Here is a 10,231-nt window from a genome sequence, read left to right as displayed (position 1 = left end):
ACGTGTCCGAGCCTACGGGGTGCTGCTGCGCTGCCACGACCCCTTCGTACTGTGACCACTGCGACTTGCTCGTTGGTCTGGAGGGCCTGCACGTTGTCGACGTCGACAAGGTCCACGACGTGCTGGTGGTGACGATGGAGTCGGCGTCCACGGTGGTGGGTTGCCCGTCGTGCGGGGTGGTCGCGGAGAGTCACGGCCGGCGCACGACCAGCCTGGTCGACATCCCGTGTTTCGCTCGGCCGACGCGACTGCGGTGGCGCAAGCGGACGTGGCGGTGCGTGGAGCCTGCGTGTGCGACCCGGGTGTTCACCGAGCAGGACGAGCAGGTCGCCCGCCCGCGGGCGTTGTTGACCACGCGGGCGTGCCGGTGGGTGATCGAGCAGGTCCGCCGCGAACACGCCTCCATCCACGGCTTGGCCCGCCAACTCGGGGTGGCATGGAAGACGGTGTGGTGCTCCATCCAACCCATCCTGAGCGCCCTCGCCGACGACGAGGCCCGGTTCGCCGGGGTGACCACCCTCGGGGTGGATGAGCACCTGTGGCACCACGTGAGTCCCCGCAAGCGCGGACCGAAGGAGTTGACCGGCATGGTCGATTTGACCCGTGACAAGGACGGACGAGTGCACGCCCGGCTCCTCGACCTGGTGCCCGGCCGGTCGGGGACGGTGTACAAGACGTGGCTCGACCAACGCGGCAAGACGTTCAAGACCCACGTCGAGGTCGCCACCCTGGACCCGTTCCGCGGCTACAAGAACGCGATCGACGACAAGCTCGCCGACGCCACCGCCGTCCTCGACGCCTTCCACGTCGTCGCCCTCGCCGGGCATGCGCTCGATGAGGTGCGCCGCCGCGTCCAACAAGAGACCCTGGGGCATCGTGGCCGCTCTGGCGACCCGTTGTACGGCATCCGGAACGTGCTCCGCTGTGCGGCCGAGCGGCTCACCGAGAAGCAACAGGCTCGCCTCGCCGCGGCGATCGCCGCCGATGAGCGCCACGACGCCGTCCACGTCGCCTGGCAGTGCGCCCAACGGGTTCGGGCCGCCTACGCCCACCCCGACCCCGCCCGCGGCCGCCAGCTCGCCGAGCAGGTCGTCGACGGCTTCCCGTCCTGCCCCATCCCCGAGATCGCCCGCCTCGGCCGAACCCTGAGACAGTGGAAGGACGCGTTCCTGGCCTACTTCGACACCGACCGCGCCAGCAACGGCGGCACCGAGGCAATCAACGGGCTCATCGAGCTCCACCGCCGCATCGCCCGAGGGTTCCGGAACCGAGAGAACTACCGGCTACGCATGCTCCTCATCGGCGGCGGACTCACCCTGGACCCACCGCAGGTATGAAGAGCCGCATAACAGGCATGACAGCGAGACCGAGACGTGACCGCTCGAGCCGGGAACCTTGTGGGGATCTCACAACCTCGCGTCCTCATGCGGAATCGTTCCCTTGCGGGCCACCTTGGGATGGTTGTCGCCTTCGCGACACGCCGATTCGGAATCCGATCCGTAACACGAACGGCCCGCCGACGCCAGGACTTTCGGTTCCGGGTTTGGTGCCGATGTGGACCCTCCACAAGCGCAGGCTGGCGGGTGGGCACCTTGTCGTTACGGCTCCATGCGGCAAGACCAGATGTAAAGATGAGCTTGACAACCCCGCTCAGCGTCAAGGTAGTCTTGACGTGTGGAGATCCGCGGCTCGGCGCGCAAGCACGGGATCACGGACGCCGACATCGACCACGCGTGGCGCAATGCCATCCGTCTCGTCGAGTACGAGTACGCCGGGCAGGAGCGTCTCCTCGTGATCGGCGCCGACCGACAAGGTCGGCTGCTGGAGCTGGTAGCAGTCCCTGCTGAACAACCGACCCGGATCATCCATGCAGATCTCCTGCGACCGAAGTTCTACGACTACTTGAAGTGAGGTGAACACGATGACGATCAAGACGCGCAACAACGCCAACGGGCTGGACCAGGTCGACCCGACGACCCATCCGGCACGTGACGCCGCCCACTTCCGACGGATCATCGCCGCCCGCAAGGCCATAGCCGATGCCGAGCAGGAACTCCGGGATGCCGTGAAGGCCGCCCGGGATGCCGGCGACTCCTGGACGGTCATCGGCGCCGCTCTCGACACCACCCGCCAAGCCGCCTTCCAGCGATTCGGCCGCGACTGACAGCGCTGCCAGCGGCAGGCAGGGCGTTCTGTCGGCCAGGAATGAGGGCCGGCACGAAGTCATGACGCACCCAAGAGTGCCAACCCGGGCAGGGTGCGCGGCATTACAACCGTCTCCAGGAGCCCGTCCTGTGCGCGATCTACGAGCGCATGTTCCGGGCGGCCGCCTCAGGGGTTGACGGTGGCTCCGGCGAGCAGGATCGCCCAGTACACCGTCGTGACATCCCCGGCACCACCGAACAGGAGGAACCCGTCCAACTCACCGCATGAAACGAAGAATCGCTCGTACACCACCGCGCTGGACTTGACCGGCTCAGGCGAAGGTTCCCCGGGGATGGCTTGGCGTTCGATGATGCCGAACCAGACCTCGACCAGGTTCAGCCCAGAGCCTGGGGTCGGGGTGAAGCGACCGTGGATGCGGCGTCCCCCACCTGCGCCCAAGAGCCCCCAGCACCGCCAGACCACCCTATCCTATCAGGCCCGTCAGCAGCGCGCGCATCGAGCCCTCCAGGTGGCGGACCGTGCCCGGGTCGCTAGGGTGGCATCATGCACGCCGCCACCCTCAGAGCGACGGCCATTGTGCTGGCCGCAGGCGCGCTGGTCGTGACCGCGCTCGAGGCGACCCTCTTGTCCAGGTATGGAGCCACGTGGATTACGCTCGGCAACCTCGGCGTGCACGTCGCGGTGACGGGGGCTCTGGCTGTTCGCCATGACCTGCCGCGGGTGAGCACAGCGGTCACGGTGATCGCGCTGGGCTACCTCGACGTGCTCGCGTGGCAGTCCCCCGTCAACCTGGGTGTCTCTCCCGTGCTCCTCGCCCTGCCACTGGCCGTCCACCTCACGGCGCGGAGAGAACCCTTCGGGTGGGCGTCGATGGGTCTCGTGGCCGCGATCGCGGTGGGCTACTTCAGCCCCATGCGGCTCCTGCCGAGCCGGACGGACCAGAACGTCTGGACCCTCCTCTTCCTCGTCACGATCCTCGGCGCCTTCGTGCTCGGCGCGGCTCGTCGCCACAGCGACATCGTCTACGAGGGGAAGTTGAGTCGGGAGCGGGAGCGGCTCGACGCCCAGACTGTCGCTCGGATCGACCGAGCCCGAACCGGCGAACGTGAGCGCATCGCACGCGAGGTGCACGACATCGTCGCGCACAACCTCGCGGTCATCCAGGTGCAGGCGAGCACGTCCATCGCCGTCGGCTCTGAGGAGCAACTCGGGGAGTCGATGCTGACCATCAAGCGGACGAGCAGCGAGGCGCTGACCGAGATCCGCACACTGGTGCGTCTCCTCCGGGACCAGGAGACCGGGGCAGTCGCGGGCGACCTCTCGCAGGTGCGCACCTTCGTCCAGGCGGCCCGAGCTGCAGGCATCCGGGTGGACGCCGACCTCCCTGACGACGACACGCTGGCCGAGTGGCAGGCCCGCTGGCCCAACCTGGTCCGGGAGACCCTGCTGCGGGTCACCCAGGAGGCCGTCACCAACGTCATCAAGCACGGCGGTCCCGACGCGCAGGCCGTCGTGTCCATCCGGCAGGAGGACGACCCGGACCGCGTGGTGGCCGAGGTCGACAACGACCGCTACCGGGAGTCGGACTCCCCGGGCTTCGGGCTCCTGGGGGTGCGCGAACGCGTCGAGCTGCTGGGAGGCACCTTGGACTACGGCCCCCGCGGCTCGGGTTTCCACTTCGCCTGCACGATTCCGATCGGAGGGGTCGCCCCATGATCCGCGTCGCCGTGGTCGACGACCAGCCGCTGATGGTGTCGGCCTTCGCCGCCCTGATCCGGGCCCAACCCGACATGCTCGTGGTCGGCACGGGCGCTAACGGACAGGAAGCGCTGCGCCTTTGCGAGCACACCGCCGTCGACGTCCTCGTCATGGACGTGCGCATGCCGGTCATGGACGGCATCGAGGCGACCCGACTGCTGGTCGAACGCGTCGGCACGCCCAACATCCTCATCCTCACCACCTTCAACACCGACCAACTCGTTTTGGACGCGGTCGCTGCCGGCGCGCGTGGCTTCCTGCTGAAGGACGCGGAACCCGACATCGTCCTGTCGGGCATCCGCGCCATCCACCGCGGCGAGGCGGTTGTGTCCCCCCAGGCCGCCCCAGCCCTCCTCGATGCGCTGCGGCACGAACGTACGAACGCGAGGGGAACCGCCATCGACGCGCTCACGAACCGCGAGATCGAAGTCCTGCGCCTGGTCGGCCAAGGGCTGACCAACGCCGAGATCGCGGCCCACCTGGTCATCGCCCAGACCACGGTCAAGACGCACGTCGGCAGCCTGCTGGCCAAGCTGGGCGCGCGGGACCGCGTGGCGCTCGCCATCCTCGCGCACACGGTCGGGCTGGGCGGTGATCCCCTGTCGCCTCGGTGATCTCCTTCTCCAGGCGGAGTCGCGACGGCAAGGCGGCGTCGGAAACCCTTCCCAAGCACGATGCCCGGCCTCGTCGCGGCGCACGAGCATGGGGTCATGACCAACCTCCCGATGCTGGGATGCACCGATGTCGCCAAGTCGTTCCACGGCCGGACCGTCCTTCGCCATATGACCCTGTCGGTCCAGCCCGGACGCGTCTATGCCCTCTTGGGCCGCAACGGCGCGGGCAAGTCGACCACCCTGAGGATCCTGCTGGGTCTGCTGGAACCGGACGCCGGCGAGGTGTACCTGCTGGGCAGGCCCTTCGAGCGGGCAGCGCTGGGCGACGTCGGGGCGACCATCGACGGGCCGGCGCTCTACGGACACCTGTCCGCGACGGAGAATCTCCGCGTCCACGCCCTGCTGACCGGCACGAGCGGGGAGCGCGTGGCCGCCGTGCTGCGCCAGGTGGGCCTTGACGGGCTGCCCCACCAGCGCGTCAGCACCTTCTCCACCGGCATGAAGGGACGCCTCGCGCTGGCGATCGCCCTGCTCACGGACCCCCCCGTCGTCATCCTCGACGAACCGCAGAACGGCCTCGATCCCGACGGGATCATCCAGCTTCGGACGATGATCCGATCCCTCGCCGCCGAAGGTCGCACCGTGCTCGTCAGCTCCCACCAGCTGGCCGAGGTCACCCAGTTCGCCGACGACGTCGGCATCCTGGCCAACGGTGCCCTCGTGTTCGAGGCGACCACGGGCTCACTCACGGACAACCTGGAGGCGGTCTACCTCGACGCGGTCCAGCGGGGTGTGGCATGACCCTGCATGTGATCACCTATCGTCCGTCGCTGGCCTCGGAGTTGGCTCGTTCGAAGCACAGCACAGCAACCCGCCTGCCGTGGGCGGCGCTGGTCCTCTGCGTACTGCTGGGGCTCAGTTGGCTCGCCATCGGCAGCGGGCCGCAACAAGGCTGGGGACGGATGCTCGCGTGGCTGTCCCTCTACACCACCGTGCTGCAGGGCCCGACGGCAGCGCTCCTCGTCTCCACCACCCTGGTGCGGGAGGCTGCGGCTCGCGGAGGCGGAACGCTCTGGCGTCCGGTGGACCGCAGGACGACGATGGCGGCGCGCGCCACGGTGGCGGCCATCCAGTTGCTGGCCACCACGATGGCGTTGACGCTCCCGTGGCTGGTCTTCGGCGCCGCCAAGGGCATCGTCACCCCCGCGGACGCGGGACGGCTCGCGGCGCTCACCGCCGTCATGTGGCTCACCGCGTGGGCCCCGGCCAGCCTGGCCTTCATCACGACACGACTGCTCGGCCGCTACGCCGCCGTCGGGGTCGCCCTCGTGATCCAAGTCGCTGGCACGCTCACGGCGGAGACCCCCGCGGGAGCGTGGTTGCCGTGGTCCTGGCCCGTGCAGGCCACCATGCCCCTCCTGGGCATTCATGCGAACGGCGTCGCCCTGGAAGCCGACTCGCCGGTCTGGTCGTGGAACCCGATCGTGCCGACGGTCGCCGCCACGCTGGTGGCCGCCGCCTTCCTGCTCGTCGAGATCTTGGCTGCGCCGTTGCTGGACCGGCCCAGCCCGTCCCGCAGGCTGAAGGACGTTGAGGCGAGGCCTGTGACGCCTCTCGGCTTCCCGCGTTCTGCGGCTGGCACGACGCGAGCCGGACGCATAGCCTCCCCTCTGCGAGCGGTGGCTGTCTCCTTGCGGCACACCTGGCTCGGTGGAACGACCGTGACGGCCTTGATCCTCACCGTCGCCGTGGCGATCACGTGGGGCGGCCGGCACTCGGCCACATTCGGGACGTGGGTGACCCTCCCCGTCCTCTCCACGCTGCTCGGCGGCTTGGTCTGGTCTGCACAGCGGGAGGCTTGGCGCATCACGTCGCTGCGTGTCTCGCGGCCCGGGTTCGTCCTCGGCAGCCTCGTCGCCGGCGCGGCCCTCCTGACGCCCGTGGCCCTCGTGACGGCCGGCGCCGCCCTGCCCGTCCTGGGCGTCGGTGCGGGCCGCTACGGACTGCTGCTGTGGCTCGTGGCCATGATGTGGTACGCCGTCAACCTGTGGTTGACGACCCGGTTCGGGGTCCCGACGGCACTGGGCGCCTCGCTCGTGGTGTACACGTTCAGCCTGGTTCTGGGCGGCAGTGCGTTGGCGAGCACGGGCTGGTGGTGGCTGGGTCTCCTCGGCTGGCCGGAGTCGGCCGTGGGCGGGCGCGGCGTCGTCGCTGCCGGTCTCACGCTTGCCGTGGGAGGCGTTGCCACCCTCTTGTGGCTGGCTGCCCTGAAGCGTGCCGCACGAACCACGTCCACGGACCGATGAACCTGGGAGTCCGCGACTCCTGGCTCGCCCTCCCCGCCTCACCCACTCCCACCGTCGAGGTCCCCATGAACGACACCACCCCTAATCCCACGATCGTCGTCATCATCCAGGTCGCCTGCGATCCCGCCTCCTCCGGCTACTCCCAGTTGACGCAGGCCGTCCACGCCGCGGTGCGCGCATCCTTGGACGCCCAGGCCGCGTTGCCGGCAACTCCGGTGGCCCTGGCCGACCGGACCGTCACGCACACGCGCCACGTCGGCAGGACTCCTCAGCCACGCGCCCTCGGACCGACTCCGCCCCGTCCCGAGCCCTGCTGCCACGATCCGCGCTGCGACCGCAACCTGCTCTGCCTGCTGCTCTCCCCCGACTCCATCCGCATGATCGCGCGCCGCTTCTTCTGGTCCGAGAGGACGCTGTACCGGCGGTTGCGGGAGCTCTACACCACGCACCACTTGGGCGGCAGGAACCAGGTCAGCGTGCGCTGTCTGTCGGGTCTGCGGTGCGCCGATGCGAACACTCCGTTCGTCGCGGACGAGGCCAGCTGAGCGGCCGCTCAGCTGGCCGTGCCCAGGTCACTCGGGGCGCCAGCCCATGTCCAGCATCGACATCGGCTGGTAGCCGAGCCGCATGGCCTGAGTCTCGATGCGCTCGAAGGCAGCCGCCGGGAAGGGCCGGGGATAGTCGACGATCAGCCCACTCCCGTCGACCGACGCGGCTCGCACCCGCCGCACGGCGTCCGCGAAGAGGATGACGAAACTGGCCAGCGACTGGTGGCACTCCAGGACCAGCGCGCCGCGCGCGGCGCTCCAGATCTCGGCGGCCGACGTCCCCTCCTCGTGGGCGAACGCGTGGACGGCGAGGCTGACACCGCCCTCGGCATCGGCGACAAGATCGATGATGTGGCCGTCGTTGACGGGCCCGGGCCAGCGGCACGCCACCGATTCGACGCCGGCGAGCACCTGCTCCACCGCGGCCACCAGCGCGGGGAAGCGGTCGTTCAGCCAGTGGTTCGTCAACGACCAGCTACCCGTGTCAGTGGTGAGGGTGAGGATGCCTTGGCCGCCACGAAAAGCAATGTCGAAGCTCGTGATTTCCATTGCACAATGGTAGCCCTGACCGTCACCTCGGATCGCCCCCGAGGGCGGATCGGCACCCTCCAGGGACTGCCATTTCAAGGCCGAGTCTGACGATTTCGCGAACCACACTGCCAACTGGGGATGAATCCGTTGTTGCGACAGTCGGCTTCCGAGATGCTCGGAACGGGACGACAGCCGCGTTCCCACCACCGAACCCACTACTGATGGTGACCCCATCCCGGGTGGGCACCCCGGGGCGCCGACCCCAGCGCAGAGAGGCAACTCATGAACGAGAACCAGACGGATCGCGTGGAGCTCGTCCGGCTCCTCGTGTTGGCCGAACTAACCGCTGCGGGCGTGCACGCCGAGTCCACGCGGACGCCGCAGGGCCTCGAGGTCCGCGTCGGCGCAGGCGTGACCGACAGGGCCGTGCGGCTGGTGCGCCGCGCGGATCAAACCTACGGCGTGCCGATCAGCCTCGTCGCTCCCGACGGCGCCCTTGACCTGGTGACCGGCGGCGAGGCCCCCCAGCGCGGCCGCTACCTCACGTCTCTCAGCTTGCTGTGCGGGCTGTTGGCACGCGAGGAGTTGCTGGCGCGTGGTGTGGCCGTGGTCCAGGTGATCGATGACGAGGACGGCGGCGCCACCGTGGAGATCGCCCCCGGAACTAACGTTGACCCAGGCTCCGCCGCCCTGGTCGACGCGCTCGAGCAGCGCTGGGGTCTCGTCCTCCGCCTCACCCGCCCCGACCCGGGCGCGGCGCACCCTCCGATTCCGCCGCGCGCCTGAAGGGACCGCGTGGCTCAGCTGCGCCAGGTCCGCCACAGCCGGGCATACTCACCGTCAAACTCCATCAGTTCCTCGTGCGACCCCAGCTCGGCGATGCGGCCGTTGACGACGACCTCGATCCGGTAGGCGTCGTGGGCGGTATGCAGCCGGTGCGCGATCGGGACCACCGTCCTGCCCCGCCAGCAGGACGTGCATCGAGCCCTGGAGGTGCCGCGCGGTGCTGGGTGGATCAGCGAGGTGGCCTCGTCCGACACCGGCGTGTTCGGGCCAGCCGGCACCAGCCGGGCGAGCGGCACCTGCTGGGCGCTGGCGACAACTCGGAGCGCCCCGGACCTAACTGAAGATCGACTAAGGCTCGGGCTGTGCGTCAGTGACGGCGAAGAACTCCTCGGCGACGGCCCGGTTGGCGATCTTGGCGTACCGCAGGGTCATGGTCAGGGAGTGGTGGCCCAGCATCGCCGCGACCGCCTCCAGACTCATGCCCCGGTTGATGGCCTGGGTGGCGAGGGTGTGCCGAAGCTGGTGGGGGTGGATGTGGCCCAGCCCCGCTGCGGTGGCGGCGTTGTTCAGGATCCGGGTGACCGAGTGCCGGTCCGCGGCCCGGCCGTTCTCGCGGGGCAGCAGCAACGGGTGGTCGTCGGGGACGTACTCGGCGCGGTAGCGGTCGATGAGGTCGACCAGGTCGGGATGCAGGGGCAGGTAGCGGTCGTCGCGGAGCTTCCCGACCGGCACGTGCAGCCACGGCGCTTGGCCGAACATGACCACGGCGTCGGCGGGCAGCGCGGTGAACTCACTGACCCGCAGCCCGGTGCGGAGCAACACCGAACCGATGCAGGACCCGAGTTGGCCCTCCGCCCGCGATGGACTGGCCATCGGCGTCCACAAGGTCGGAGGAAGATGTGTCGACGCAGACGTCCACCAAGAACGGAGCAGCCGACGGCTCGACGCTCTTGATCTCGACGGTGTCATCCCCCACTTGGCGGACACCCAACCCACGCAACTGCTGATACTCCTTCAGCACGTCGGCAGCCAGATCCCCAGACGCGACACCGTAGAAGGCCTCGAGTGGGATCTCGTAGTTCGAGGCGACCTGGTTCTGGACCTCGTAGAAGTTCGTGACGACTCTCGCCGCTTGCGCTTGGTCCACCGAGAGAGTCGGGGTCGGGGTGGGGGCGACCGTGGGTGACGGGATCGTCGGCGTGGGGGTCGGCGTCGAGGACTCTGGCGCACACCCGGACAGCACGGTCAGGGCGCAGGCCAGTGTGAGGGTGGTGGTCACCTTGAGATTGCGCATGCTGTTTCATCGAAGATGCGGTCGAGGAACTGTTCATGACCCATGGTGTGTCACATATCCGTACTGGGTCCCACAATCAGAGCGCGGTGGAGGCTCAGTTCGGACTTGCCGTGCATCCCGCTCCCGACTTCGTGGTGTTCGATTCTGCTGGCTCGCTTCGGGCGATTTTGGAGTGTAAGGGAGCCAACGACGTGTGAGTCCCGTGGAGTGGTGGGTTTTGGAGGAGGG

At 69.0% G+C, this 10,231-nt stretch carries 14 protein-coding genes; 9 read left to right on the top strand and 5 right to left on the bottom strand.

Features of this window, described 5'->3' with window-relative positions:
- Positions 1 to 65: 65 nt before the first annotated feature.
- The 3 genes from IFY26_RS17175 (at position 66) to IFY26_RS17165 (ending at position 2,164) form a co-directional block, all read left to right on the top strand.
- Entirely contained in the window at positions 66 to 1,337 is a 1,272-nt protein-coding gene (locus tag IFY26_RS17175; RefSeq protein WP_232550233.1) for an ISL3 family transposase, read from the top strand.
- A gap of 337 nt (positions 1,338 to 1,674) precedes the next feature.
- Positions 1,675 to 1,911 carry a hypothetical protein gene (locus tag IFY26_RS17170; protein ID WP_232550232.1) on the top strand — a complete coding sequence of 79 codons (237 nt, stop codon included), beginning with the start codon at positions 1,675 to 1,677 and terminating at the stop codon, positions 1,909 to 1,911.
- Positions 1,912 to 1,921: 10 nt separating this feature from the next.
- Positions 1,922 to 2,164: a hypothetical protein gene (locus IFY26_RS17165; RefSeq protein WP_232550231.1), complete on the top strand. Its 243-nt coding sequence runs from the start codon at positions 1,922 to 1,924 to the stop codon at positions 2,162 to 2,164.
- Positions 2,165 to 2,331: 167 nt separating this feature from the next.
- Here IFY26_RS17165 and IFY26_RS17160 read toward each other — a convergent pair whose 3' ends face one another.
- Positions 2,332 to 2,628, bottom strand: coding sequence for a hypothetical protein (locus tag IFY26_RS17160; RefSeq protein ID WP_232550230.1), 297 nt, complete (start codon positions 2,626 to 2,628; stop codon positions 2,332 to 2,334).
- An 81-nt stretch (positions 2,629 to 2,709) separates the two neighbouring features.
- Between IFY26_RS17160 and IFY26_RS17155 the strand changes: the two genes are divergently transcribed.
- From IFY26_RS17155 to IFY26_RS17135, 5 genes are all read left to right on the top strand, one after another.
- Positions 2,710 to 3,882 (top strand): sensor histidine kinase, encoded by a 1,173-nt coding sequence (locus tag IFY26_RS17155; protein ID WP_232550229.1) that lies wholly within the window; start codon positions 2,710 to 2,712, stop codon positions 3,880 to 3,882.
- Complete coding sequence (locus IFY26_RS17150) at positions 3,879 to 4,538, top strand: response regulator (RefSeq protein ID WP_232550228.1); 660 nt, start codon at positions 3,879 to 3,881, stop codon at positions 4,536 to 4,538. The genes IFY26_RS17155 and IFY26_RS17150 overlap by 4 nt, the downstream gene beginning before the upstream one ends.
- A 96-nt stretch (positions 4,539 to 4,634) precedes the next feature.
- Complete coding sequence (locus tag IFY26_RS17145) at positions 4,635 to 5,339, top strand: ATP-binding cassette domain-containing protein (RefSeq protein WP_232550227.1); 705 nt, start codon at positions 4,635 to 4,637, stop codon at positions 5,337 to 5,339.
- Positions 5,336 to 6,844, top strand: a complete 1,509-nt coding sequence (locus IFY26_RS17140) for an ABC-2 family transporter permease (protein WP_232550226.1) — start codon at positions 5,336 to 5,338, stop codon at positions 6,842 to 6,844. The genes IFY26_RS17145 and IFY26_RS17140 overlap by 4 nt, the downstream gene beginning before the upstream one ends.
- Positions 6,845 to 6,909: 65 nt before the next feature.
- Positions 6,910 to 7,389 (top strand): hypothetical protein, encoded by a 480-nt coding sequence (locus tag IFY26_RS17135; RefSeq protein ID WP_232550225.1) that lies wholly within the window; start codon positions 6,910 to 6,912, stop codon positions 7,387 to 7,389.
- 27 nt (positions 7,390 to 7,416) lie between these two features.
- Here IFY26_RS17135 and IFY26_RS17130 read toward each other — a convergent pair whose 3' ends face one another.
- The gene (locus IFY26_RS17130; RefSeq protein WP_232550224.1) at positions 7,417 to 7,941 is read right to left on the bottom strand and encodes a hypothetical protein; all 525 of its coding nucleotides are present in this window, start codon (positions 7,939 to 7,941) and stop codon (positions 7,417 to 7,419) included.
- A gap of 264 nt (positions 7,942 to 8,205) precedes the next feature.
- On the opposite strand from IFY26_RS17130, the gene IFY26_RS17125 reads away from it, so the two are divergent.
- Positions 8,206 to 8,709 carry a hypothetical protein gene (locus IFY26_RS17125; protein ID WP_232550223.1) on the top strand — a complete coding sequence of 168 codons (504 nt, stop codon included), beginning with the start codon at positions 8,206 to 8,208 and terminating at the stop codon, positions 8,707 to 8,709.
- A 14-nt stretch (positions 8,710 to 8,723) separates the two neighbouring features.
- Here the strand turns inward: IFY26_RS17125 and IFY26_RS17120 are convergent, their stop codons facing one another.
- Genes IFY26_RS17120 through IFY26_RS17110 form a run of 3 tightly spaced genes read right to left on the bottom strand, consistent with a single transcriptional unit; the run spans position 8,724 to position 10,003 of the window.
- Positions 8,724 to 9,005 (bottom strand): hypothetical protein, encoded by a 282-nt coding sequence (locus tag IFY26_RS17120; RefSeq protein WP_232550222.1) that lies wholly within the window; start codon positions 9,003 to 9,005, stop codon positions 8,724 to 8,726.
- A gap of 52 nt (positions 9,006 to 9,057) precedes the next feature.
- On the bottom strand, positions 9,058 to 9,531 hold the full coding sequence (locus IFY26_RS17115; protein ID WP_232550221.1) for a tyrosine-type recombinase/integrase: 474 nt from the start codon (positions 9,529 to 9,531) through the stop codon (positions 9,058 to 9,060).
- Positions 9,500 to 10,003, bottom strand: a complete 504-nt coding sequence (locus IFY26_RS17110) for a hypothetical protein (protein ID WP_232550220.1) — start codon at positions 10,001 to 10,003, stop codon at positions 9,500 to 9,502. Before IFY26_RS17110 ends, IFY26_RS17115 begins: the two co-directional genes overlap by 32 nt.
- Positions 10,004 to 10,231: the final 228 nt, after the last annotated feature.

Source organism: Propioniciclava soli (assembly GCF_014858005.1).
GTDB lineage: Bacteria > Actinomycetota > Actinomycetes > Propionibacteriales > Propionibacteriaceae > Propioniciclava > Propioniciclava soli.
Note: the sequence above shows the minus strand (reverse complement) of the source record. Positions and strands in the feature narration are given on the sequence as shown.